This window comes from Halomonas sp. Mc5H-6 (assembly GCF_024124705.1).
GTDB classification, from domain to species: Bacteria; Pseudomonadota; Gammaproteobacteria; order Pseudomonadales; family Halomonadaceae; genus Vreelandella; species Vreelandella subterranea.
This window is the reverse complement of sequence record NZ_JAMXSI010000001.1, coordinates 40,526-64,860: the sequence shown is the minus strand read 5'-3', so window position 1 is coordinate 64,860 and position 24,335 is coordinate 40,526. Positions and strand designations below refer to the sequence as shown.

Below are 24,335 nucleotides of genomic sequence, written 5' to 3'. Positions count from 1 at the left end.
AAAGTGCAGCCGCACGGCTATTCGCCAGTGCGACTGCAATCAACTCATTCTGGCGTGATGCGATAAATAATGCCTTCGTCCACCGCCGTATAGAGATCACCTTCTGGCCCCTGAACGATTGACCGGAAACGAGCCGAGCCCATCGGCAGCGGCATTTCGGCAACGTCATTGACCGACAGGCCATCTTCCGCAATATCAATCAGGTTAATGCGTTGCCCCACCGGCGTACCGCCGAAACCAATCCCCATAAAGCCAACCAGCAGACGGCCATCCCAATTCCCCCACTGCTCACCGGTCAAAAACTCGGCAGCTACTATGCCCTGCGAAAGGCCATTATTGGTCCAGGCTGGCTGCATGGCATCAGGGTAGGTCTCAGTATCTGTCACCGGCATGTAGTCAGCGCGCTCTTGCGGATCCATACCCTCATTCTGATTAGGTTCATAGCCGCAGTAATCATCGGGGCAGTCGCCGCGGCCAGCCATATTGGGCCGCGGATCCCAGCCACTGTTGCCACCATTGACCAGCGCATTGATCTCATCCGAATGCCAGGGACCGTGCTCCGTCACGATGGGCTGGCCAGTGTCCGGATGAAAGGTGATGCCCTGTACGTTGCGGTGGCCATAGGTGTAGATACGTGGATCGAAGCCTTCCGGCGGTTCATTACCCTCGGCGGCGTCGCCATCCCGGTCGATGCGCAGCACCTTGCCCCCGAGTAACTCCGGGGACTGCGGAATCTCGCTGTTATGGTTATCGCCAGTGGTCACATAAAGGTAACCGTCATCCGGACTGAAACGAAGTCGCCCGCCATTATGGGCACCAGCGTCGCCAAACGGGTGGTCGGTGGCAGCGGGCTTGTACGGAATATCATCAATGATATCAGTACGATCCGAAACCTCATCAAAATCACTGTTCACCGTCATGCGAAGCACACGGTTAGTACGAGGCTCGGACTTGCTGGAAGCGGAGTAGACGTAGATCGTCCGGTTGTCGTCAAAATCCGGATCGACCGCAACACCGTTCATCCCTGCCTGCCCCTGGCAGACAAGATCATCTGCCGTGGTGGCATAGTCATCAGTGCCTTCCATGCCTAACAGATGCTCTACGTCGCCGTCAGGAAGCCGCACCGACAGTCCGCGACATCTTTCGGTATAAAACATTGTCCCATCAGGCAGAAAGGCCATATCCCAGGGGTTTTCAAGACCAGTCAATACTTCAGATTGGCTGAGTTGAGGTTCATTGGCAGTGGCGACGGTCGGGAAACCGACAATCACCGCCGAAGCAATAGCCGCACACAGCGGCCGTAACGCTAGTCGTTGAGACATCGAAGGTTCTCCTTCCATTGTTGTTGTCATTTTTACCAACTTTGTTGAACGCTTTTTTAGTTTAGGTCGGCAAACCTTGCGGTCAATTTTTTCGTGTCAACTCATGCCTGGTTCGACCTTCCCCAGGTTAACCGCGTCGAAGGTTAGGCAGGTTGTGCACACTGAATGACGCTTATCGACAACTAATTTTCACCCATCGCGACACACTGGTCAGCGAATGAACGCCTGACGAGAGAGCGCGCCATGAACCGCAATGTCATCCTCACCTGCGCCGTTACCGGCGCGGGTGATACCACCGCTAAAAACCCCAACGTACCCGTCACCCCCAAGGCTATCGCCGCTTCCTGCATTGACGCGGCCCGCGCCGGAGCCAGCATCGCGCATATCCACGTGCGTGATCCGGAAACCGGTGGTGTCAGCCATTCCACCGAGCAATTCCGTGAGGTGATGGAGCGTGTTCGCGAGGCAGACGCCGATATCGTCATGAACATCACCGCTGGCGGCGGCGGTGACTGGATACCAGACGTAAGCGACCCCACCCGCGGCGGCCCCGGCACCGATATTCAAACGCCCGCGGAACGTCACGCACCGGTGGGTGAGCTGCTCCCCGAGCTGTGCACCCTGGACTGCGGCAGCCTCAACTTTGGCGACATGGTCTACGTGAACCCCGCCGACTGGCTGCGCGAACATGCTCGCCTGGTGCAAGCGGCAGGCGTCAAGCCAGAGCTTGAGTGCTTTGATCTAGGTCATGTCTGGTTTGCCCGCCAGCTGCAGCAAGAAGGCTTGATCGACAACGACCCGCTGTATCAACTCTGCCTGGGCATCCCCTGGGGCGCCGAAGCGGATACCGAAACCATGCTTGCCATGCGCAATAAATTGCCGGAAAACGCCAATTGGGCCGCCTTCGGCATTGGTCGCCATCAAATGCCCATGGTGGCCCAGGCGGTACTGCTGGGTGGCCATGCCCGGGTTGGGTTGGAAGACAATCTGTTTTTAGAGAAAGGCGTGCTGGCTAACAACGGTCAACTGGTCGAGAAAGCCTCGACCATTATCGAGAACCTGGGCGCCCGGGTGATGACGCCTGCAGAAACCCGCGCCCACCTCAAACTACGCGACCCAATGACCGGAAATGTCATGGGCATCTCATCAGGAGGTGATGCATGAGCCGTTTAGCCGCGATTGGCACCGGCGTGATCGGCAACGGCTGGATTGCCCGCGCCCTCGCCCAGGGCTGGGACGTCGTCGCTTTCGATCCAGACCCCAAAGCTCCGGAACGTACCCGTTCATTTATCGATAACGCCTGGCCGTCGTTAACCCAGCTCGGCCTGGCACCTGATGCCAACCCTGAGCGGCTGACGTTTGTGGCAACGATTGAGGAGGCCATAAGCGGCGCTGACCTGATTCAGGAGAACGTGCCCGAACGTCTACCGCTCAAGCAAGAAATTCTAGCGGCCATTGACGCTGCGGCCGCACCGGACACCATCATCGGCTCGTCCACCTCCGGCTTCAAGCCCACCGATCTGCAGCAGCAGTGCCAACAGGCACCCGGTCGCGTGATCGTCGCCCACCCCTTCAACCCGGTATATTTACTGCCGCTGGTGGAGCTTGTGGGGGGTGAGGCCACCCAGCCCGAGCAGATGGCCGCCGCCCAGGAACGTTATCAGTCGCTCGCCATGCGCCCGCTGGTGGTTCGCCGAGAAATAGAAGGCCATATCGCCGACCGCTTGATGGAAGCGCTGTGGCGGGAAGCCTTGCACCTGGTCAATGATGGCGTGGCGACCACCGAAGAAATCGATGCGGCCGTGGTTTACGGCTGTGGGCTTCGCTGGCCGTTGATGGGCACCTTTTTAACCTTTCATCTTGCGGGCGGTGAATCAGGCATGCGCCATATGCTGGAACAGTTCGGCCCGGCGTTAAAACTGCCCTGGACCAAACTGGAAGCCCCGGAACTTACCGACGAATTGATTGATAAAGTGGTAGAAGGCTGTGAACATCAGGCCGCGGGGCGCTCGGTGGCGACACTGGACAAGCGTCGCGATGACTTTCTGGTCGAGCTGCTTGAGGTCGTCCACAAGTACTGGCCGGAAGCCGAGGGCTTAAAAGGACGCATTTAATGATCATCCATGAAACCCAAGTCGCCCCTGAGTGGGTCGACTACAATGGGCATATGAACGACGCGGCATACGCCCGCGTCTTCTCCCAGGCCTGTGAAGCGCTGATCGACCAGATAGGGCTCGACGAAGCGGGCCGGGCGCATTACGGCTATACGATCTACACGCTGGAAACCCACCTCTGCTATCGCCGCGAGGCACACCAAGACCAACCGTTAAGCGTCGACCTGACGCTACTGGATAGCGATGCCAAACGCCTGCACGTGTTTTTCGCCATGTTCGATGATGAAGACAACCTGCTGGCCAGCAGCGAACAGATGCTGATGGGCATGGAACAGGGATCAGGACGACCCAGCGCGTTTCCTGAGCCGGTAGCAAGCTCCGTGGCGAAGCTTCCTCAAGCCAACAAAGACCTGTGGCCGGAGCTTGCAGGACGCACTATCGGCATACGACGCTAGGCTATATAAAACAGGTTATCCACGACAGGTGATGCGAAAAGGCAAACGCCATGCACATTGATGCCTTTATTCAACGCTTCAGTGCACAACTGGCGGAAATGGAAAAAATGCCATTACCCCAGGCGCGGCGCGCCTATGACAGTCTTTGCCGAACATTCGCCCCTTCTGATCCGACCGGTATGCAGATTAAAAACGGCACTATAGAGGGCGTCGATGTACGCCATTTTATCCCCGCGCAACGCCGAACGGGATGTGTGCTATTCATACACGGTGGCGGCTTTACCATCGGCTCGACCGAAAGCCACCATGGCCCCGCCGCCAGCCTGGCCCATGCGCTGGGTCGTGAAGTGGTAAGCGTCAACTACCGGCTTGCGCCCGAGGTCGCTTACCCCGATATGCTGGCAGACTGTCAAACGGTGCTGGAAGCGATACAGCCCATTGCGCTGGTAGGTGACAGCGCAGGCGGGCGGCTGGCGATCGATCTTGCCCACCCTTTGATCGAGGCACCGCCGCTCGGGTTGATTTATCCAACGGTTGGCGAGCTATCACCTGGGTGTCTCGGGGAGGATGCTCCACTGCTCTCACGCGACGATATACTGGGCGTTCGCCAACGCTGCCCAGAGATCAGCGCCGCCCAGCGCGATCTTGCGCCACCTGCGACTGGCATCGAAATACTGACGGTGGAGCACGACCCGCTTACTCGGCCCATCGAAACCGCAGTCACTAACTGGCAGGAAGTGGGCGCCTCAGTGGGCTATCGTTGCGCACCGCAGATGGTGCACGGTGTGCTACACGCTCATGCGCTGCTGCCTTCAATGAAAAGCGCCTGGCAGGATTTCTGCCAGGCGCTTCATAGACGGCTTATCGACCAAGTCAACAGGCCCTAAGCGAGCTAGAGTTTATTGATAGACTGCTCGTACCTGCTCAATAGCGGGTTCACCATCTCGGGTCTCAACGCCTTCTAGCCACTCGGCTACAGTATCCAGATTGTTGCCGATCCACTCATGCGCGACCTCATCCGCCGGGCGCTCTTCGTAGCTGTACTCATGCACCCACTCGTTCTGGTCTTCGATATCGATCACGTACTGCGAGAGGAAACGGTGGACCTCCGGTGCTTCGTCCGCCAGGCTGGCAGGCGTAATAGTCCATACGGTGCTTTCAATAGCCGCCACACCCGCGTCGTCGCTATCGGCCAAGTAGGCCAAGTCGAAGCTCACGTTCATCCAGTGAGGCTCCCAGCCAACGAAGGTCACCCACTCTTCATCGGCCATTTTTTGCTCAGCCTGGGCCAGCATTGCCGACGTCGAGCTTTCGCGGAGCTGCCAATCGCCCAAGCCGGCAAGGTCGTTATCAATGGCGTTGAGAATCGCCTCGTTGATACCAATTCCGGCTTCAATGCCCTGGATTTCACCGTCGAACCGGTCGTGATGCTCTGCCAGCTCAGCAACCGTCGTCACGCCAGCGTCGTAAACGTACTGGGGAACTACCAACCCGGAATTGGCACCGCTGATGTTCGAAACCACTTTCTCGACTTTGCCGTCCGCCACCAACGGCTCGACCATATCGGTCTGCACGGGGTACCAGCCGCCTAAATAGACCTCAAGATCGTTATTCGACAAGCCTTCAAGAATGACACTTACGGCTAGATCCTGCTGCCGCGTCTGGTAACCCATGGTTTCGAGCAGTTGGGCCGCCACTTCGGATTTCACGGTGACACCTGGCCACGGCGGCACCCCAAAGCGCAGCTCGTCGAGCTCTGCCATCGCAGGTGTAGCGGTCAACGCAGTAAGTAAAAAACCCGCTTTTAACGACATTGATTTGATAGTGGTCGGCATCTGGCTAAACCCTCTTGTTGATTAGGTTCTGCCAGTATGCGCGGCTTCCATCCCACTACTAATCGCCAAGCGACAATTATTACTCATTAGGCGACCACCCGGATACAAATGGCTTATTCCGCTGATGTATAGCGTATCTGCCGTGGCGAGACGCCGTAATAGGCGCGAAACGCACGTGCAAAGCTCGACGACGAACTAAACCCGCAGGCCACGGCTACTGCCAAGATCGCCAGATCGGTCTCGGCAAGCAGTCGCCGGGCGCGTTTAATGCGCAGCTGCAAGTACCATTGACGCGGGGTGGCTTTCAATTCCTGTTCAAACAGCCGCTGTAGCTGCCGCACCGACACCTCTACCCGGCTCGCCACTTCTTCAAGCGTGAGCGGCTCTTCAAGGTTCTGCTCCATGAGCGCCACAGCCTCGACCACGCGCCGGTTGTGGGTGCCCAGGCGTTTTACCAGGGCCATGCGCTGCTGGTCGCTGCGGGTGCGGATACGATCATGGATGAGCTGCTCGGAAACATCGATGGCCAGCTTCGCGCCATGGCGCCGCGCAATCACCTCCAACGCCATATCCATCGCGGCGGCTCCTCCAGCGCAGGAAAAACGCCGCTCGCCCAACTCATAAAGTTCATCGGTGGTATCGATACCCGGAAAGCGTTCGCGAAAAGCAGGCAGACTTTCCCAGTGCAGCGCCACCCGTTCACGTTTTAACAGCCCGGTGGCGGCGAGCAGAAACGCGCCGGTATCAATGCCGCCCAAACAGCAGCCCGCCTGATCCAACTGGTGAAGCCACGCCATTAACGGCCGAGTGAGATGCGCCTCTGGGGTAAAGCCACTGCATACTGCCAAGGATGGCAAGTGATGCACCTCCCGGGTGGCTTGATCTGCCATGAGCGTCATGCCGTTGGACGCCGTTACCGGCCCGCCATCGGCACTGATCAAGGTCCAATCAAACAACGGGCGGCTGGCAATGCGATTGGCGATACGCAGCGGCTCAACGGCCGCAAAAAAAGCCATCATGGAAAACTGCGGCAACAATAAAAACCCGACCATTTCTGGTGACGGACCCTGGTAACTAAGACGCATAAAAGTGCTCACTTTCAGTACATTTAAACGTGGAGAGAAAAGCAGCTTATCAGCCATTTGAAGCGTCTTCGCAGCAATTAGCAAACTATCGAATACCCCCGGCATGCTGGCTTTCGCGCATATCCGATCATCGGCTATTGGCGTATACTTTATATACTAAAGACAATAGCTCTTTAAAATAATCACAGGAATCTCAATTGACTCAACAGCGCCTGTACGTGCGCCTCTTGATGGCCGTAACCTTACCGTTGATTTTAGTAACGGCTATACTATGGCCGGTACTTCATGTGCACTTGGAAACCCGCCAGGAAAGCATCCGTGCAGAAACACGCGCCATCATGCAGGTGGGCAAAGATACTCTATTGCGCGATATCAAGGAGACGCTCAGTTACGCGCTCGCAGTCGCCGAGATGCCTATCATCAAGGCCCACATGACCGACAAGAATGGTGAAGGCGTCGACAGCTCGACGACAGCACAGTTGACCGATTTTTTATCGACGCTGGTCAAACATTACCCGCGCTACACCAAGCTTATACTGATCGATAATCAGGGCAACGAAGTCCTGCGTGCTCCGGTCGGGATTAAATCCGACCCTCGCTTTGATGACCATCGTCATGCAAATACCGATTATTTCAAAGCCGCCAGCAAGCTGTTCGCCCGTGATCTTTACATCTCGCCACCCGGCCGCAACCTCCAATACGAGCTACTCAGCGGTGAGGTAATCCCGGTCGTCAATGTCGCTACACCGATTTTTAACGATCAAGGCGAACGCCAGGGGATGGTCCTGTTGAGCCTTAACTGGCAATTTCTGACGGAAGCCGTCCAACAAGCCATGCTCATTGCCCCGGACGCAGGCGTTCTATTGGCTGATGCCCAGGGCGGTTGGCTCCTAACGGAGGGCAGCCAACGACTGCCGATGATCAGGTTTGGTGACAATTACGCCAGACTGGCAGCTAAACCCTGGCAACCCGTGACCGAGCAAGATGAAGGGACGTTCACCCTTGGCAACCATTTATTACGTTTCCAACGTTTGGATATACGCAGCCAGGGGTTCCAGGGGCTAGCAGGACGCATTTTCAGCCAGGACGATACTCTCCCCTGGGTATTAGGGGTTAGCCTACCTGCCCCCACCTGGAAGTCTCTGCTACAAGATGAAGCCATTGTTGTCTGGTTCTTATTGCTAACCTACTCCACGGCTGTGGCGCTGGGCATCTATTGGTCAATTAGCCGCCACCAACAACGCAAGCTGCGTCGAGAGGCGCAGCAGCAGGCCACCGAAGTCAGCAACCTGTATGAAAACGCTCCCTGTGGTTACCATTCGCTGAACGCCGATGGCGTGATCCTTAAAATGAACCAGACCGAACTTGACTGGCTAGGTTTAACCCGCGATGTTGTCGGAAAACGCAGCTACCGGGATTTTATTTCACCGGAATCACTGCTCGATTTTGATGCCGCCTTTCAGGACGTACAAGCAGGCCGACAAGGCGAGGCAGAATGCACGCTGATAGCCACCGATGGCCACAAGCGCCAAGTGGTCATTCAGGGGGTCGGATATCTGGAAAATGATCGTTTTAAGTACTCGAACGCCACCGTTTTTGACATTACCGAGCGCAAGCAACTGGAAGAAAAGCTGCGCGCCCAGGCCATGACGGACCCGTTAACCGGCGTCTACAATCGACGCTATCTGCAAGCGCAGGCCAGCGTCGAGATATCACGTGCCTCAAGGCACCAAACGCCGATCTCTCTCATCGCTATCGATATTGATCATTTCAAGCGCATCAACGATGAATATGGTCATGACGCCGGCGATGAAGTGCTTAAACGCTTTACCAGCGTGATTAAAGGATTGCTGCGCCAGGAGGATCTTTTGTGCCGTGTCGGCGGGGAGGAGTTCGCTATCTTGCTTCCCGACACGCCACTGGAGAAAGCATGGCAAGTGGCAGAACGCATTCGAGTTGCCGTGGAACAGACCCAGGTGCCCATTGAACACGACGACATGCCGGTTACCATTGCCATCACCGCTTCCTTCGGACTGACGCACATCGCCAACGACGAAAAGGCCTTAAAAGCCGCTATCAAGCGTGCTGACAGCGGTCTCTACGAAGCTAAATCCACGGGTCGAAATCGCATTGTCCTTCAAGAGACGTAACGACTATCTCTTGAAGGGCTTCCCCTCCTGTCTGCGATCAATTCTTCCCCGTGACGTTCTGCCGATGCGAGCGAAAGCTTAATGGCTTTCTCTATAGATCAGCTTGCATGCGGGACGAGGGAATTATTCGGTCAGTGAAGCGGTCCCAGCGTCTTATACATTTTGTCTTACACACTTTTAGTCACCAGAAGCAGCGCATCAAGCGCTGGACTTCTACATGGAAACCTCCAATGAACCAGCCGCTGCAGAGCCTTGAACAACTACTAGATCGAGTTAGTCAATTGACCCACGACAACGATCAGGTCTCAGTAGGGATGGTGGTCGAGTCGACTGGCAGTCGTTCTTTCGGGCCGCTGCTGATGCTGATTGGTATCACGCTGTTTTCACCGCTAAGCGGCTTACCCGGCATGTCCATCTTCATGGGGTCGTTCGTCTTGCTAATCGCCGTACAGATGCTAATGGGTCGAAAACAGTTCTGGTTGCCCAGCTATATCCTCAACCGTTCCATCGAGCGCGGCAAGCTTCAAAAGGCACTCCATTGGTTAAACAAGCCAGCACGGGGTATAGATCGCGTTCTCAAGCCGAGGTTAACATTTCTCGTTCGTAACGGCGGTAGCTATGGGATTGCCTCGCTATGCATCGTCGTCGGATTTTGCATGCCCTTCATGGAGCTGGTGCCATTTTCATCTTCAGCGGCTGGTCTGGCGTTATTAGCGTTAGGGCTGGCACTCGTCGTGCATGACGGCTTGTTGGTGCTGCTGGCACTGGGGGCATTCAGCGCAACCTTCATACTTATCGTTGCCAATTTTCTGTGACGGCTAGCCGTCGGGAACAGAGTGTCACGAAAGTCAAAGCCGCCTTACGAATTCAATTGGCGTCCCAGGCAGGATTCGAACCTGCGACCTGCCGCTTAGGAGGCGGCTGCTCTATCCTGCTGAGCTACAGGGACTTATAGGGGCAGAAGTATAACGTCTCGGCCAACCCAGGCCAAGGCATGCACTATATCCAGCCAAGCAGCCGCAACGCAAAAATCCCAGCGGTCACCGTCACGCTTGCCATCAGCGTGGTAATGGCAATGATATTGGCTGCCAATGCGACGTTACCACCAATCGCTTTGACCATGACAAAGCTGGCTGCCGCAGTAGGACTGGCAAAGAACAGGAAAAGCAAACCTAGCGGTTGCCCAGAAAAGCCTATCATCCAAGCAACCCCGGTCGCTAACACGGGGAGAATGGCCATTTTCATGACGCTGGCGCTTAGCGCAACCTGCTGACTATCCCGCAGACTCCTCACCGACAGGGTGGCTCCGATACAAATCAATGCCAACGGCAACGTAAGAGAGGCAAAATAATCACCCGATGTCATCAACCAACGGGGCAACTCAACTGACCAGGCGGTAAATGGCAATGCGACGACTACGGCGATAATCAGCGGATTCGTAACGATCTTCCAGAGCAGACTTCGCCAGTCGGTGGCCTGACCAGGCTGGTACATCGCCAGCACCACGACCGAAAGAACGTTGTATGTAACGATGACAACACCCAGTAATAAACTCCCTGCCGAAAGGCCATAGTTGCCGTACATTCCCGCCGCCAAGGCAAGCCCCACCACACCACAATTACCGCGAAACGCGCCTTGAACATAGACCCCGCGCTCCTCACGCGGGATCCGGAAGCTCGCCCACACCCAACTGAGTGCACATTGACAAAACGTCGCCAGGGCGAAAAACACCAATAGTGGTATATCCAGTGCCACCGACAGATCGGCTTTAATCAAACTCAGGAAGATCAGCGTCGGCAAGGTCGCCTTGAAGACCAGCGCAGAGGCAGTGGATACAAACGGCCGGTCAATCCAGCCAAGTCGTTTTAAGCCCAAACCGATAAATACCATGGCAAAGACCGGCAGGGTGACATCAAGGGTCCGGGCAAAAAGTTCAAATAGACTCACAGGCGACCATCTCTTTTCCTGAGTACAGATAGCAAGAACAGCACCTGCTTATATTCTACGGTTGGCAAAGATTTGTCGATTGTTTAGGGAGCTGGAAGGTTTTAGAGGCTGGACACTACTCAAAGAGATGGACAACGTCAGCGTCTGTTTCGTCGTGCAAATTGATCACCACACCGTTGCGGCCTTGGTCTTTCGCCGCGTAGCTTCCGGCGTCGGCACGCGCCACTGCGTCATCAGTACTACCATCATCCTCATGGAAGGTAGTGACCCCAATACTGAGCGTTACGCTATATTCCTTGCCTTCGTGAACGACCGAAATTTCTCCAACAGACTGGCACAGGGATTCAGCTATCTTTCGTGCCTGACTCAAGGTACAGCTGGGCAGCAGTACGCCGAACTCATCCCCGCCCTGACGGGCAACATGGTCGCTGCGGCGCACTTCCCAGGCCACCACTTGGGCAATGCGCCTAAGCATTTCATCGCCCAGTGCATGACCGCCTTCATCGTTAATCGGCTTGAAATGGTCAAGGTCGAACAATAATAGCGCGGAGGGCGTGCTGGTCTTTTGAAACTCAGCAAAGGCATCATCAAGACGCCTTTCGAAACCTCGCCGATTAAGCAAGCCGGTCAGCGGATCATGCTCGGCTTCCCAGCGTTGAATGGCCTCTTGTTCGCGACGCTCAGTAATGTCTTTGACCACTCCCACCAAACCAAGCGAATGGCCACCCTGGGAAAGCATGACCACCCGAGCGTGAATATCCAGCCACAGCGTTTCTTTATCATTGCGAATAAAACGTAACTGTCGGACGAAATCACTCCCGCTTTTCAAGCTATGTTGCCACATATCCTGGGCGCCACTCAGGTCATCGGCGTGAATTTGACGTAACCAGGCGTTCATCGGCGTATTCGGCTGAATATCGAGCATATCCAGCAACGCTGGATTCATGTAGGTAATATCGCCGTCAAAATTGGCGACGAACATGCCTTGGGGAGTGGCATTCAGCACGGAATCAAGAAAAGCTTCACGTTCCTGGAGATTGGTCATTAATACCTGGCGTTCGTCTTCAACGCGGTTGAAGGTACCCGCCACGTGCTGTAATTCTTGCATCCTGGTACCTAGCTCCACTCGATCACGCTCACCACGCCCTACTTGACCGATCTGTTTGGCTAAATGCTTTAATGGCGACAGCATGCGGCGCAGGATCAACCAGAGTACTGGTAGCATCAGCAATGTCAGCGCAACACCGAGCCACCACAGTCGCTGCAGAAAATCACTCAACGGCGCCAGGGCTTGATCACTGGGCAAATAAAGGCCCACGACCCAGTTTGCCGACCAAACCTGACCGTAGGACTGAAAACCCTCCTGGCCGTTAAGCAGCGAGCCGATGGACTCACCTTCCCAGCCATCCAATGCCAGATTGAGCCAGGGATTGAAATCCCTATCCGGCACATCGGTCATGATCAGATCTCGGTTAGGGTGATACAGAATCTTCCCCGAGGCCGTGGCTATCCCGACATAGCCTTCTTCACCTAGCCGGACGCGGGAGAGGCGATCGAACAGGCCACCGGAATCAAGACTGACAATACCGCCCACAAAGCCGTTAAATTCACCGCTGCCATCAATGCGCGGCACGTTAATCAGGACCATGGGCATACTGCTGGCACGGCCCACAAAGGGCTCACTAACGTAAGGCCTTTGTGTGCCGCGCAGCATCTTAAAATATTCCAACTGAGAAGTGTCCAGGCCTTCGCGACCTTCAACAACAGGCCAGTCAGCCACCACTCGCCCTTCTTTGTTGGCTACTACGACGCCCTCGAACCATGCCATCAGGGCTTCATTGCGTTTCAAGGTGGCTCGCATGGTGTCTCGGTTCGCATCACTCTCAATCTGGTCATTGAGAAGACTTAATGCATCAATGCGGGCCTCTACCTGCTCGGTAACCTCATCAGCCACCAACGTCGACTCATAACGCAAATGCGCCATATTGGTGGCTTTTACCATGGAACTGCCGAGCTGCCAGGCCATACCCAGTACCAACATCACAACCAGTAGCCAGGTAATTGCCAGCCCCATCAGCATTCGGTTCTGAAGCGAGCTGATGCAAGTTTTGCGTGTTAACCAGCGAACCAAACCCTCGCACCTCGCTTACTTTGCCGAATATTCAACGTAGGAAATTGCTATCTTGTTTGTGTATCGGCCTATAGTACCGTTACCTGAGCGTTTACGACAAAAGAATCAAGCGTGACTGATACCCTGATGACAACTCCTTCTGGTAAACATCTGTCACCACAGAGCCTTGTAACGATATCGCCATCGGTATAGCGGCTCGGTCAACATTGCGAAGTCGTCATAAGACAAGGGTAAAAAACCGGCAGGATTCGACCCCTAAGCCCCAACCCTGCTGGGGCTTATCCTGATGCATATGAACGATTTGTTATGGATCCAGACGCTTAACTCTCAACTCGTAGTTATTAACACCTGAGCGTGCACCACCAAATTTTTGCCCCTCAACACGGATGCTGTAACGACCTTGTGGCAACTCTGTGCGTAAATCGATATCACCATCAAAGCCTTCGCCACTATCACGGGCTACAATTTGGCCTTGCTCGTTCAGCACTTCTGCCACAATGCGGTACTCACTGCTGTTATTACCAAAGGTGGAAGTGGTAATGAGAATAGGCCCGGCCTCGAGCATTTCGAAGTTGAGCACCTCCCCTTTGGCACGAATCTTCACGTCGGTGACGATTTCCTGGAAGCCTTGACGGCTATCAGAATTCGATGCCTGGTCGGCCGAATTATTGGCTACTCGCTCATTGGTGTTAGACGATGAAGCGGGCTCTTCTTGAGACACAGAATCATTACTGGCGGCAATGGCGACCACCGTGTCTGATCGGCGTACGAAGGCTGACTGGCCGCCTTCGCGACGATTACCCGTAAAGGCAATGGCGTCACCGGTTGAAACACCTTGGTCAACATTCTGCCCGGCCACGGTAACATAAAAACTGTTTCCGCCAGAGCTCGTGCTACCGTATTTATAGCCCTGTACCTGCAAAACGTAGTCGCCGGGCACAAGTGCCTGGCTCAACCGCTCATTACTGTTCAGTTCATCACGTGCGACTACATTGCCCGCATCATTCATCAAGACAACGTCAACATGGTAGTCATCCGACTCTCCCGCCGGCACCTGGCTACTGAATATATAAGTGCCTTCCTCATCCACCGTGAAGTCATGCTCGTGAACGCTACCGTAAAAAAAGCTCCGACTGCGGGCATCGTTTTCGGAGCTAAGAAAACGCGTCAAATCCATTTGCTTGCCTTCTTCGCGAAAGCGCTCTTCGATGGTACTGGCGACGACGGGAGTGCTCGCAACACAGATTCCAAGAGCTAGCAGACTAACCGTCAACGTTACTTTCTTCATATCACCACACTCCATTTGTACCCACATATAAAAAAGCCGACCCCTAAGGGATCGGCTTTATATATCAAAACCCTAGGAGACTGGGAACCCCCATGTCTCGAAAGAGGGTTTAGAACAAGTAGACAGCACCAACCGCTACGCCGTCATCTTCGTCGTTTTCACGATCGTACATAGCGCCTTCGATGAAGGTGTACATTGCATCAGAAACGTTGTAAGTGACACCCAGAACGATTTCGTTGTAGCTTTCGTCAGAAACTTCGTTCGGGAAGTCACCGCTGGTGAAGGCTGCATCGGCAGTATCGGTGAAGTCGTCACCGCCAACATCAACATACTGGTAAGCGCCGTAGATGTCACCGTTGCCGTAGCCATAACGAGCACCAACGCCGTAGTAGTTGGTATCAGCCAGGAAGTCACTATCAGACTGGAAACGCTCCAGCTTGAGAGCAACACGCAGCGTGTCAACAGTGTACTGACCAGTAATACCGTACTGTTCGCCAGCGTCGTAGTCGCCGCTTACAGCGTTGCCGTCAGCATCTGTTCCAGTGAAAGTACCATCGTTATTACCCAGATCGTCATAAACGGCAGCGATAGAGAAGGCGCCAGCTGAGTATTCAACACCAGCAAAAGCGGATGCGTTGCTGCCAGTCTCGTCACTAACAGTAATGTTAGCACCGGTATCACCGCCAGTATTGACAGTACCACCGCCTTCAGCATCGCCTTCATACTGAGTACCAACCGCGAAAGTAAAGCCGTTGAAAGACGGAGAAGTATAAGTGAACTTATCACCTTCACGACTTTCGATACCTACAATGCGTCCATTGGAATCAGATACATCAAAGAATTCGTTGTTGGTGATCGGATCTTGAATCCAGTCGTCGATCAGCGGATCCCAAGAACCGACACGCAGATCACCAAAATTGCCTTTCAAACCCAGGTAGGCTTGGTCGCCAGTGTTGAGGCCACCAGCGGTTTTTGCTTCGTCGGCATCGTGCTCAAATTCAGCTTTGAAGTAACCAGTCAAGTCACGAGTGATCAGGTGCTCGCCAGCAAAACCGATGGTAGAGCCGTTATCAAAGATTTCGTCTTCGCTGCCATCAGCACCTTGATCAATGCTTTTGTAGGCAATTTGGATGTTGCCGTACAGATCAAGCTTGGTGCCATCTTCGTTGTAGATGGTGGCTGCTTGGGCGCCAGAGGCGAAGGCAGCACCAGCGATAGCAGTCGCTAAAAGTGTCTTTTTCATGATGTAGGTTCCTTAACTAGCTTACTGTTTTGATCGTTTCTGTCCGACCTAAGGTCGGCAGTCGGGCTGCTGGGAGTGCTCTTGTGTCACTGGTGGGAGCGTTCCCAATACAATGCGGCACTTCCTCAACAACACCTTGTTATATTCCAATGCTCGCAGGGCAAACTCTATACCGGGATTCAGAGGAACGCAATAGAAAAAAACACTGTTTTTTTATTATTTGTGATTTTTTTTGGAACCAAGCCCACTGGAACGGGGTCCTAGCGGCCTTGGAATTTTTGCTGCAAGCCCAAGAGCTTATCTTCCAGGCTAAGTTGTTTTTGAGGCGCTTCAACGTCAGGCGGCGTCTTTTCTACCTTTTTCCTCGCCTCTATGGATGCTTTTTTCTTGGGTTTGGACGCTTTAGCGCGAGACTTATCTTCTCGGGCCGACGGTGAACGCTCATCCCGGGTAGCAGGCGTCTTCTGGGCGCGTTTTTCTGCCGCATGGCGCGCGGCCTCTGCGTCAACCACGCCGACTTCGTTGCCTTCCAGATCAATCCGCGTAGCCCCTTCGCGCACCGACTTTATGTAACGCGGCAGATTGACGTAATTTGCCAGCGCGCGGCGAATAAGCTTACCCGACCATGGCTCGCGTTCAGCCAGGTCGTGATGTATGCCCACTTTCAGCGGCTGGGTATGGCCCTTGAAAAACGCCTTTGGGTAGCGCTTGTACCATTGCGCCAGCAGTGCATGGGGGGATGGGGGCTCGGGCTTGGTTTCTTCTAGAGAGGGAGTATCAACGGGTGATGCTCCCGTTGGCTCACGCTCCGGCTTGGCTTGCTCATTTGGCTCAACGAACTCAAAAGACGACTGTTGCGCATCAGATGCTTCAACTTCCGGCGGCGTCGATCTGCGAGCCTCTGCCAACTGCTGCTTTAGCCTGGCGTTTTCTTCACGCAGCTTTGCCAGCTCTGCCTGCGTGAGCATCAAATGCCGCTCCAGATCGTCCAATAACGTCATAGGGCTTGATCCGGCGCTTACCGATTTAGTGCTAACCGACATCCTGGGCTCTCCTTCGCAGTGCTTTTAGACACAGCTTTAACACAGCTAGGCGTCTGCCACGATGCGTTCATAAGTAACAAACGCATAATCAGGCTGCTGTTCGTTAGGCTGCCCGGCCACGCGTTGCGTTTCGCGCCATTCGCTGGAGTCTAACAGGGGGAAGTACGCATCACCTTCTACTTGGATGTCAACTTCTGTGACATAAAGCCGGGTCGCGTACGGCAAGGCTTGACGATATATCTCCCCACCCCCCATCACCATGATCTCTTCGGCCGCTTCGATGGTGGCCTGCTGATCAGCCAGCTCAAGCGCCGCGGGCAGGTCATGACAGACACGAACACCCTCGTGAGTGAACGCTTCCTGACGGGTCACCACTATGTTTAACCGATTAGGCAACGGCTTGCCAATCGAGGCAAAGGTCTTGCGCCCCATTACCAGCGGCTTGGCCTGGGTCATGCGCTTGAAAAACTTCAGATCCTCGGGCAAATACCAGGGTAGCTGCCCTTCCACCCCGATGACGCGATTTTTCGCCATTGCCACAATCATGGCCACGGGCACCAGCGGTTCTAACTGGCTCATACCGCCACCTCGGCTTTGATATGAGGATGCGGCTGATAGTCCACTATCTCAAAGTCGTCGAACTGGAAATCAAAGAGATCGTTGACCTCAGGGTTCAGGTTCAGCCGCGGCGGTGCATTGGGCGTGCGCCCAAGCTGCTGCTCCGCCTGCGCCAGGTGATTACTGTATAGATGGGCATCGCCCAGGGTATGCACAAACTCACCAGGCTTTAACCCGGTCACCTGGGCCACCATGCTCAGCAGCAAGGCATAGCTTGCGATATTGAACGGCACGCCCAGGAAAATATCGGCGCTGCGCTGGTAGAGCTGGCAGGAGAGCCGCCCGTTCGACACGTAAAACTGGAACAGGCAGTGGCATGGCGGCAGCTGCATATCGTCCACTTGGGCCGGATTCCAGGCTGATACGATCAGGCGGCGCGACTGGGGCGACGTGCGAATCTGCTCCAGTACATTGGCAATCTGGTCAACGCTGCCGCCTTTGGGGTCGGGCCAGCTACGCCACTGATAGCCATAAACCGGCCCCAGGTCGCCGTTTTCATCCGCCCAGTCATCCCAGATACGCACACCATTGTCTTTCAGGTAGGCGATATTGGTATCGCCTTTTAAAAACCACAGCAGCTCATGAATAATCGAGCGCAAATGCAGCTTTTTGGTGGTCAACAGCGGAAACCCACGCGACAAGTCGAAGCGCATTTGGTGGCCAAACACCGAGCGGGTACCCACTCCGGTGCGGTCATGGCGATCGGTTCCCTGATTCAATACCAGTTGCATTAAATCCAGATAGGGCTGTTCGAGAGCCTCTTTCATCGGCGTCGTTGCAGTCACGGTAATCCCAGATCAAGTCATCAATTAACGTCTATTCTATACATGTGGGCCGTCAGCGAACAGTGAACCACTGACGACTCCCTATTCACTACTCATCGCACTGCATCTACCGGCTGTTGGCGCGACCACGCTATCAACACGATGCCCAGGGCGATCATGGGTAGCGTCAGCAACATGCCCATGGTCACCCAGCCAAGGGCGATAAAGCCGATGTGGGCATCGGGCATGCGGAAAAATTCGACCAGGAAGCGGAAAACGCCGTAGCCAAGCAAGAACAGGCCTGAGATAAAGCCGCGAGACTTTGGCTTGGCTGATGCAAACCACAAAATACAAAACAGCACGAGACCTTCTAGTATGGCTTCGTATAGGGCTGATGGATGACGAGGTTCAGGCCCCATGCCAGGAAATGGCATTCCCCAGGGCAGCGAGGTGATACGTCCGGGCAATTCATGATTTATAAAATTACCGACGCGGCCAGCGCCAAGCCCGATGGGCACCAGCGGGGCAATAAAGTCGGTTAACGTGAACATGGCCAATTGCTTACGCCGTGCAAAGAACCAGGCCGCCAGCATTACCCCGATAAGGCCGCCATGGAAACTCATGCCGCCATCCCAGACTTTAAACACCCATAGCGGGTCGTCCGCCCACTGGCCCAGGCCATAGAACAGCGCGTAGCCTAAGCGCCCTCCGGCGACCACCCCGATGGCACAGTAAAACAGCAAATCGCCGATATCGTCTCGGCTCAAGCCAATTCGTGCCGCTCGCCGACAACCCAGCCACCAGGCGGCCACAAACCCTACGACGTACATCAGCCCATACCAATGAACTTGCAGCGGCCCTATGGCAATGGCAACCGGGTCGATTGTTGGATAATTAATCATCTAGGCTCTCTAATTAGTGGGTCTATTGATGTGTCTGAATGGATTGACGCGATTGGCTCAACAATCATGGTTTGCTTAACGAGGTCTTTCTCAACAATGCCTTTCTCAACAGTGTCTTTCTCAATAATGCCTTACTCCGCAATGTCTAGCTCAATAAAAACTTGAGTCCCACCACGGTAAGCAGGGCTGCAAACGCCCAACGCAGGATATGGCTGGGCAACCGGTGTGCCAATCGAACGCCTACCCGGGCGAAAGGAATACTGGTCATGACGATGATGATAAAGGCAGGCCACATGACATAACCCGTGGCCCAGGAAGGTAACTGGGAATTGCCCCAGCCCATCCATATGAAGGTGACGGTGCCCAATAGCGCAATGGGTACACCACAAGCGGCTGATGTCGCCACCGCCTGGGTCACACTCGCCCCGCAGCGTGACAGCCAGGGAACCGCCAAGGTACCACCGCCGATGCCAAACAACGCCGACACGCCACCAATCACACTCCCGGCCAGCACCATCGCATAGCGCGGGGGTTGGGCAGCCTGGCGTGGTGAAGGCGTGAACCCCAGCGCCATTTTAACGGCAACCGACAGGACGAACAGACCAAATAGCGTGCCCAGCAGCGGTCCGGCCAACTGCCCGGCAACCAGCACTCCCAGAATGGCACCGGTCATTAACCCCGGCAGCAAGGCGAGAAACCAGGACAGATGGATACTCCCCCGTCGCCAATGGCCCAATGTCGATGACATCCCTGTCACCACGATGGTAGCCAGCGAGGTGCCAATGGCAAGATGCATCACCACATCAGGGGATAGCCCTTGCAGGGTGAAGGCCGCAGCTAAAGCGGGCACAATGATCAACCCGCCCCCAACGCCAAACAGGCCCGCCATCGTGCCGGCGACAGCGCCAAGCAGCCAGTAGCCGAGTAACGTCGTCGCCAGGGTGCTCATTCGTCAGATGGTATCCGTTGTTTATCGGGGAACCACTTGGCAATGATGCCAAGCAAGGTGTCGGGCTGATAGGGCTTGGTCAGCAGGTCGTCGAGCCCTGCAGACAAGCATTCGTCCTGCCCCATGTTGTCAGCGTTCGCCGTCAGGGCGACGAGAACGCTTTTGCGTCCCCCCTGGGTTGCTTCGACCTCCCGCCAGCGACGGGTCGTTTCCAGCCCGCTGAGCGTGGGCATGAAAATATCCATGAAAACAAGATCAAAATAGCTTTGCTGTTGACGCTCGAGCGCCTGTTCACCGCTGCTCACACCCTCGACATGCAGGCCGTGATTTTCGAGCATTTGTCGCGCCAACATGAGATTAACGGGGCCATCATCGACCACCAGCACGCGCAACGACGTTGCCACCGGCGCTGTACCGGAAGCCTCACTCTGGCCGTCACTGTCTTGCACCAGATTCATTAGCAAGGCCCGAATATCGGCGATTCGCTCGCGCACCTCGAGCATGTTGGCCCGACAGTCTTCGCTGACTTCACTATTTAATTGCTCACTTAAACGCGCAAACAGTGCATCAGTCTCGCGTTGCAGCAAGCCCAGATACTCGGACTTGAGCCGCGACTCTTCTCGCGCACGGTCACGCCCGGCAAGCAAGCGTTTTACCTGCTGCTGCTGGTCATGCAGGTCATCGAGTAGCACTTGGGCATCTTCCTCAGGGCTGGCCGATTCCCCTGATATCGATGACGAACAACCAGTCATTGATGTCGACAAGCTGGACAACACGCGGCTAACGTTCGCAATGCGTGCGAACGGGGGTGTCGTTGGCAGCTCGTCCAGCGCTGGCGCCTGTTGAGCGGACGCTGTTGACGTTTGCTGAATAATGGCTCGCGCATGCCGCTCAAGCTCAGCCAAATGCTGCATCAGACGCGCTTCTTTGTGCTTGGCTCGCGATTTTACCAGCATCAAAAACGCCGCCACGTTCAAGCAGCTACCGATCAGCAGCGCTAACATCAACCAGAGCGAAATGCTCCATGAGGCATAGCCAGGCGAAACCCAACCCACCAACCACACCACCAGCACACAAAGCACCACCAGGGTGGCCTGCACGGCCAGTAACGGCCAGAGCACCGGCCATATCAAGGTGTTCCAGAAATGCTCCTGCTGACTAGGTTGCATAGAATAGCGCCTTCCTCTCTGGCAAAACGACACAAGCGGATACGTCATCCCGATAACCTACACATTTGTAAAGCCATTTGCGTTAGTGTAGGAAATGACTGGCAGCAAGTGTACGTCGAGACGCTTGAAGTGTCATGTACACACTGTCTGAAGCACTAATCTGACCTGACCAACACTGACCTGACAAATGGGCCCTCCATGTGTTTAATCGCTTTCCGCTGGCATCCTGGATCTGCAACGCCTTTGCAACTGATCGGCAACCGCGATGAATTCCACGCGCGCCCGACAGCCCCCCTTGCGCCCTGGCAGGATGTTCCCAATCTCGTTGGTGGGCGCGACCTGGAGGCAGGTGGAAGCTGGCTTGCAGCCAACCATCAGGGCAGGGTTGCGGCGATTACCAATGTTCGTGATCCTGCCCTGATCTCTGCACCCGGCGCGCCGAGCCGCGGGCACCTGGTCAAACAGGCCTTGGAATGCGACAACATGATGGACTGGTTAAACAGCCTTGCTGAAGGCGGGGCAGCAGAGTATGCGGGGTTCAACTTGCTGGTTGCCACCCCTACCCGGCTCTGGTGCTTGCATCGCGGCCGCGAGCAGGTATCGCTCCACAGTGTCTCGCCTGGTGTTCACGGCCTGTCCAACGCGGCGCTCAACAGCCCCTGGCCGAAACTGCTATCGGCCAGGGCCGCGCTTGAACAGGTTGACCCCAGCCACTTCCCGGGGAAGGCACTCACCGCCTTCCAGGACCCCCACCAAGCGCCCATATCGGCGCTACCGGACACCGGCGTGGGCACCGAGCTTGAACGACAGCTATCAGCGGCGTTTATCGTCGGCGAGCGCTACGGCACCCGCGCCACCAGCTGGTTGACGCTGGCTGACAATGGCGACGTTTCTCTGACCGAGCAACGCTTTGGGCCTTGGGGAGCATTTGAAGGAGAAACGACGCTCAGCGTCCCCTGCGAGCGCTGAGCAAAGTATTCAGTCACGCGGGGGAAGCAAATGCGAGAGCTGCCAGTCATCCATTCGTTTATCCAGGTGCATATGTACCTGGGCAGGTGTATCCAGCAGCATGACTTCCGACAGCAACTGCTGGGCATCCTTCAAAGAGACACGGCGGATCGCCGCGCGCACTTTGGGCAGGCTGGGGGCGTTCATGGACAGACTGGTGAATCCCATCGCCATCAGCAACAGCGCCCCCGCCGGATCACCAGCCAGCTCACCGCATAACGAAATGGGCTTTTTGAGCCGCAGTGCATCCTGCGACAACTCCTGCAACGCCCCCAGCAGTGCCGGATGCAGTGCATCATAGAGGCTGGAAACGCGCGGGTTGTTACGGTCTACCGCAAGAAGGTATTGAGTCAGGTCATTACTACCCACCGAGAAGAAATCCACCCGCTTGGCCAATGCATCCATTTGATAGATAGTGGCCGGCACCTCAATCATGACCCCCACCTTGGGGCGCTCTACGTCGATGCCCTCCTCGCCCAGCTCCAGGATGGCACGGTCCAGCAATCGCAAAGCCTCATCCACTTCTTCGACGTTGGTAATCATCGGGAAAAGTACGTAGAGGTTATCGAGTTCTTTGGACGCTTTAAGCATCGCCCGCAGCTGAACCATCAAGACTTCCGGGTGGTCTAGGGTCACGCGCATACCGCGCCAGCCCAGGAAGGGGTTGGCTTCCTCGATCGGGAAATACGGCAGGTCTTTGTCGCCGCCGATATCCAGCGTGCGCATGACCACCGGTAACGGTGAGAAGCTTTCCAACTGATCACGGTAGAGTCGCGTCTGTTCTTTCTCGCCGGGGAAGCGCTCGGTAATCATGAACGGCACTTCGGTACGGTAGAGCCCTACGCCGCTGATGCGACTTTTAAGCAAGGCGGCGGCATCGACCGCAAGCCCCGTGTTCACCATCAGCGGCATGTCGTGGCCGTCGGGTGTCTCGCTGGGCAGGTCCTGTTCGTGTGACAACAGCTCGCTTAAGGCTTCTTCTTCGGCAATCAGGCTTTCATAGCGGGCTTTCAGCTCAGGGGCAGGCCTGACGAACAACCGCCCCCGGTGGCCGTCAAGCACGACTGGCGCTCCCGACAGACGTGGCAGCGGTAGATCCACCATGCCAAGCACCGTGGGAATGCCCATGGCGCGGGCGACGATCGCCACGTGGGAGGTGCTGGAACCGCGCACCGAAACCAGCCCTTTCAATTTATCGCGGGGCACCTCACCCAGCATCGCCACGCTGATCTCATCCCCGACCAGAATGGCATTGTCAGGATAGGTCTCGGGAGTCGAGGGGGAATCTTCCTGCAGGTGGGCCAGTACACGACGCCCCAGGTCGCGAATATCCGCCGCCCGCTCGCGCAGGTAATTATCATCCACGCGCTCGAGATATTGCACATGGCGACGCACCACGTCGGCCAGGGCACCAGGTGCCCACTGACCTTCACGAATACGTTTCTCAACTTCCTCCGATAGCGCCGCCTCACCCAGCATTTGTTGATAAACGTCGAACAGCGCCAATTCCTGAGTCGAAATACGGTTGACCAATCGCTCGGCCGCCGCCCGGATTTCAGCGCGCGTTTTGCCAATGGCTTCCTTCAGCCGCGCGACTTCGAAATCCTCATCACTGGGGACCAGGTCAGGCACGCTGTTGAGATCCGACGGTGGTGTGATCACCACGGCTTCACCCATCGCCATCCCAGGCGACGCGGCCACGCCCTTGAACATGGTCTGCCCACTGGGCAAGGCACGGCGGTTCAAATTGCCCGTAGCCAACGCGTGTGCCAGCACACCCGCGAGCTGTGCCGCCATGGTCACCAGGAAGGCTTCGTCCTCATCATCGTACTGACGCTGCTCGGCTTGTTGCACGACCAGAACGCCCAGCATGAGACGCTGGTGGATAATGGGCACACCGAGGAAGCTCGAATAACGCTCCTCTCCGGTCGCCTCAAAATAGCGAAAGTGGGGATGGGATTGGGCATCTTCCAAATTCAGCGGCTCACTGCGCTTGGCGACGAGCCCCACCAGACCTTCGCCTAACGGAAGTACCACCTGCCCGACGGCCTGGGTGCGTAAGCCGATAGTTTCCATGAGCACCAGCGATTCAAGCTCTTTATCGTAAAGATAAAAAGAGCAAACATCGGTTTGCATCGCTTTGCGAATGCGTCGCACCATGGTGGCCAATGCAGCATCCAGGTTGCGCGCGCCATTCACTTCCTGAATAACGCGGCGCAGAACCTCAAGCATGGACGTTTTACTTTTCACTGTTATTTGCCTCGCTGAGGAATTTCTTGGCCATTAACCGCTGCCCATTTGCAGGGCGACGG

General features: G+C 55.6%; 21 protein-coding genes and 1 tRNA gene. 7 read left to right on the top strand and 15 right to left on the bottom strand.

Translation table 11 applies throughout. The features are described 5' to 3' along the window. Positions 1-44 precede the first annotated feature (44 nt). Entirely contained in the window at positions 45-1,322 is a 1,278-nt protein-coding gene (locus NH395_RS00295) for a PQQ-dependent sugar dehydrogenase (protein ID WP_253021561.1), read from the bottom strand. A gap of 243 nt (positions 1,323-1,565) precedes the next feature. Here NH395_RS00295 and NH395_RS00290 point away from each other — a divergent pair, with 243 nt between their 5' ends. From NH395_RS00290 to NH395_RS00275, 4 genes are read left to right on the top strand one after another with little or no spacing between them, the layout of a single operon-like run. Next, positions 1,566-2,486, top strand: coding sequence for a 3-keto-5-aminohexanoate cleavage protein (locus tag NH395_RS00290; protein ID WP_253021559.1), 921 nt, complete (start codon positions 1,566-1,568; stop codon positions 2,484-2,486). Next, on the top strand, positions 2,483-3,436 hold the full coding sequence (locus tag NH395_RS00285; RefSeq protein WP_253021557.1) for an L-carnitine dehydrogenase: 954 nt from the start codon (positions 2,483-2,485) through the stop codon (positions 3,434-3,436). Before NH395_RS00290 ends, NH395_RS00285 begins: the two co-directional genes overlap by 4 nt. Then, positions 3,436-3,891 carry a thioesterase family protein gene (locus NH395_RS00280; RefSeq protein ID WP_092825537.1) on the top strand — a complete coding sequence of 152 codons (456 nt, stop codon included), beginning with the start codon at positions 3,436-3,438 and terminating at the stop codon, positions 3,889-3,891. The genes NH395_RS00285 and NH395_RS00280 overlap by 1 nt, the downstream gene beginning before the upstream one ends. Positions 3,892-3,941: 50 nt before the next feature. Continuing rightward, complete coding sequence (locus NH395_RS00275) at positions 3,942-4,778, top strand: alpha/beta hydrolase (RefSeq protein WP_253021555.1); 837 nt, start codon at positions 3,942-3,944, stop codon at positions 4,776-4,778. Positions 4,779-4,790: 12 nt separating this feature from the next. Here the strand turns inward: NH395_RS00275 and NH395_RS00270 are convergent, their stop codons facing one another. Then, positions 4,791-5,726, bottom strand: a complete 936-nt coding sequence (locus NH395_RS00270; RefSeq protein ID WP_253021554.1) for an ABC transporter substrate-binding protein — start codon at positions 5,724-5,726, stop codon at positions 4,791-4,793. Positions 5,727-5,839: 113 nt separating this feature from the next. Next, on the bottom strand, positions 5,840-6,811 hold the full coding sequence (locus NH395_RS00265; RefSeq protein WP_253021552.1) for a GlxA family transcriptional regulator: 972 nt from the start codon (positions 6,809-6,811) through the stop codon (positions 5,840-5,842). A 197-nt stretch (positions 6,812-7,008) separates the two neighbouring features. Here NH395_RS00265 and NH395_RS00260 point away from each other — a divergent pair, with 197 nt between their 5' ends. Continuing rightward, positions 7,009-8,961, top strand: a complete 1,953-nt coding sequence (locus NH395_RS00260; protein ID WP_253021550.1) for a diguanylate cyclase — start codon at positions 7,009-7,011, stop codon at positions 8,959-8,961. A 230-nt stretch (positions 8,962-9,191) separates the two neighbouring features. Next, the gene (locus NH395_RS00255) at positions 9,192-9,776 is read left to right on the top strand and encodes an exopolysaccharide biosynthesis protein (protein WP_253021548.1); all 585 of its coding nucleotides are present in this window, start codon (positions 9,192-9,194) and stop codon (positions 9,774-9,776) included. Positions 9,777-9,833: 57 nt separating this feature from the next. Here NH395_RS00255 and NH395_RS00250 read toward each other — a convergent pair. The 11 genes from NH395_RS00250 to NH395_RS00200 form a co-directional block, all read right to left on the bottom strand. After that, a tRNA-Arg gene (locus NH395_RS00250) sits at positions 9,834-9,910 on the bottom strand. 50 nt (positions 9,911-9,960) lie between these two features. Beyond that, entirely contained in the window at positions 9,961-10,908 is a 948-nt protein-coding gene (locus NH395_RS00245) for an AEC family transporter (RefSeq protein WP_253021546.1), read from the bottom strand. Between the two features lie 115 nt (positions 10,909-11,023). Next, the gene (locus NH395_RS00240; RefSeq protein ID WP_253021544.1) at positions 11,024-12,982 is read right to left on the bottom strand and encodes a diguanylate cyclase; all 1,959 of its coding nucleotides are present in this window, start codon (positions 12,980-12,982) and stop codon (positions 11,024-11,026) included. A 361-nt stretch (positions 12,983-13,343) separates the two neighbouring features. Continuing rightward, the gene (locus tag NH395_RS00235) at positions 13,344-14,327 is read right to left on the bottom strand and encodes a hypothetical protein (RefSeq protein WP_253021542.1); all 984 of its coding nucleotides are present in this window, start codon (positions 14,325-14,327) and stop codon (positions 13,344-13,346) included. A gap of 109 nt (positions 14,328-14,436) precedes the next feature. Further along, complete coding sequence (locus NH395_RS00230; RefSeq protein WP_253021540.1) at positions 14,437-15,570, bottom strand: porin; 1,134 nt, start codon at positions 15,568-15,570, stop codon at positions 14,437-14,439. Between the two features lie 260 nt (positions 15,571-15,830). Then, positions 15,831-16,571, bottom strand: coding sequence for a ProQ/FINO family protein (locus NH395_RS00225; protein WP_253021538.1), 741 nt, complete (start codon positions 16,569-16,571; stop codon positions 15,831-15,833). An 87-nt stretch (positions 16,572-16,658) separates the two neighbouring features. Further along, complete coding sequence (locus tag NH395_RS00220; RefSeq protein ID WP_253021537.1) at positions 16,659-17,192, bottom strand: dihydrofolate reductase; 534 nt, start codon at positions 17,190-17,192, stop codon at positions 16,659-16,661. Further along, positions 17,189-18,016: a thymidylate synthase gene (locus tag NH395_RS00215; RefSeq protein WP_366064797.1), complete on the bottom strand. Its 828-nt coding sequence runs from the start codon at positions 18,014-18,016 to the stop codon at positions 17,189-17,191. The genes NH395_RS00220 and NH395_RS00215 overlap by 4 nt, the downstream gene beginning before the upstream one ends. A 92-nt stretch (positions 18,017-18,108) precedes the next feature. Then, positions 18,109-18,897 (bottom strand): prolipoprotein diacylglyceryl transferase, encoded by a 789-nt coding sequence (gene lgt, locus NH395_RS00210; RefSeq protein WP_253021536.1) that lies wholly within the window; start codon positions 18,895-18,897, stop codon positions 18,109-18,111. A 145-nt stretch (positions 18,898-19,042) separates the two neighbouring features. Continuing rightward, entirely contained in the window at positions 19,043-19,846 is an 804-nt protein-coding gene (locus tag NH395_RS00205; RefSeq protein WP_253021535.1) for a sulfite exporter TauE/SafE family protein, read from the bottom strand. After that, positions 19,843-21,015 (bottom strand): response regulator, encoded by a 1,173-nt coding sequence (locus NH395_RS00200; protein WP_253021533.1) that lies wholly within the window; start codon positions 21,013-21,015, stop codon positions 19,843-19,845. Before NH395_RS00200 ends, NH395_RS00205 begins: the two co-directional genes overlap by 4 nt. 198 nt (positions 21,016-21,213) lie before the next feature. Here NH395_RS00200 and NH395_RS00195 point away from each other — a divergent pair, with 198 nt between their 5' ends. Beyond that, positions 21,214-21,984, top strand: coding sequence for an NRDE family protein (locus NH395_RS00195; protein ID WP_253021531.1), 771 nt, complete (start codon positions 21,214-21,216; stop codon positions 21,982-21,984). Positions 21,985-21,993: 9 nt separating this feature from the next. Here the strand turns inward: NH395_RS00195 and ptsP are convergent, their stop codons facing one another. Continuing rightward, on the bottom strand, positions 21,994-24,255 hold the full coding sequence (gene ptsP, locus NH395_RS00190) for a phosphoenolpyruvate--protein phosphotransferase (protein WP_092825569.1): 2,262 nt from the start codon (positions 24,253-24,255) through the stop codon (positions 21,994-21,996). Between the last annotated feature and the right edge of the window lie 80 nt (positions 24,256-24,335).

What these genes read in the sequence shown, in the direction of transcription:
- NH395_RS00295 (WP_253021561.1), bottom strand. Translation starts at nt 1,322, where the DNA reads ATGTCTCAACGACTAGCGTTACGGCCGCTGTGTGCGGCTATTGCTTCG.
- NH395_RS00290 (WP_253021559.1), top strand. Translation starts at nt 1,566, where the DNA reads ATGAACCGCAATGTCATCCTCACCTGCGCCGTTACCGGCGCGGGTGAT.
- NH395_RS00285 (WP_253021557.1), top strand. Translation starts at nt 2,483, where the DNA reads ATGAGCCGTTTAGCCGCGATTGGCACCGGCGTGATCGGCAACGGCTGG.
- NH395_RS00280 (WP_092825537.1), top strand. Translation starts at nt 3,436, where the DNA reads ATGATCATCCATGAAACCCAAGTCGCCCCTGAGTGGGTCGACTACAAT.
- NH395_RS00275 (WP_253021555.1), top strand. Translation starts at nt 3,942, where the DNA reads ATGCACATTGATGCCTTTATTCAACGCTTCAGTGCACAACTGGCGGAA.
- NH395_RS00270 (WP_253021554.1), bottom strand. Translation starts at nt 5,726, where the DNA reads ATGCCGACCACTATCAAATCAATGTCGTTAAAAGCGGGTTTTTTACTT.
- NH395_RS00265 (WP_253021552.1), bottom strand. Translation starts at nt 6,811, where the DNA reads ATGCGTCTTAGTTACCAGGGTCCGTCACCAGAAATGGTCGGGTTTTTA.
- NH395_RS00255 (WP_253021548.1), top strand. Translation starts at nt 9,192, where the DNA reads ATGAACCAGCCGCTGCAGAGCCTTGAACAACTACTAGATCGAGTTAGT.
- NH395_RS00240 (WP_253021544.1), bottom strand. Translation starts at nt 12,982, where the DNA reads ATGGGGCTGGCAATTACCTGGCTACTGGTTGTGATGTTGGTACTGGGT.
- NH395_RS00235 (WP_253021542.1), bottom strand. Translation starts at nt 14,327, where the DNA reads ATGAAGAAAGTAACGTTGACGGTTAGTCTGCTAGCTCTTGGAATCTGT.
- NH395_RS00230 (WP_253021540.1), bottom strand. Translation starts at nt 15,570, where the DNA reads ATGAAAAAGACACTTTTAGCGACTGCTATCGCTGGTGCTGCCTTCGCC.
- NH395_RS00225 (WP_253021538.1), bottom strand. Translation starts at nt 16,571, where the DNA reads ATGACGTTATTGGACGATCTGGAGCGGCATTTGATGCTCACGCAGGCA.
- NH395_RS00220 (WP_253021537.1), bottom strand. Translation starts at nt 17,192, where the DNA reads ATGAGCCAGTTAGAACCGCTGGTGCCCGTGGCCATGATTGTGGCAATG.
- lgt (WP_253021536.1), bottom strand. Translation starts at nt 18,897, where the DNA reads ATGATTAATTATCCAACAATCGACCCGGTTGCCATTGCCATAGGGCCG.
- NH395_RS00205 (WP_253021535.1), bottom strand. Translation starts at nt 19,846, where the DNA reads ATGAGCACCCTGGCGACGACGTTACTCGGCTACTGGCTGCTTGGCGCT.
- NH395_RS00200 (WP_253021533.1), bottom strand. Translation starts at nt 21,015, where the DNA reads ATGCAACCTAGTCAGCAGGAGCATTTCTGGAACACCTTGATATGGCCG.
- NH395_RS00195 (WP_253021531.1), top strand. Translation starts at nt 21,214, where the DNA reads ATGTGTTTAATCGCTTTCCGCTGGCATCCTGGATCTGCAACGCCTTTG.
- ptsP (WP_092825569.1), bottom strand. Translation starts at nt 24,255, where the DNA reads ATGCTTGAGGTTCTGCGCCGCGTTATTCAGGAAGTGAATGGCGCGCGC.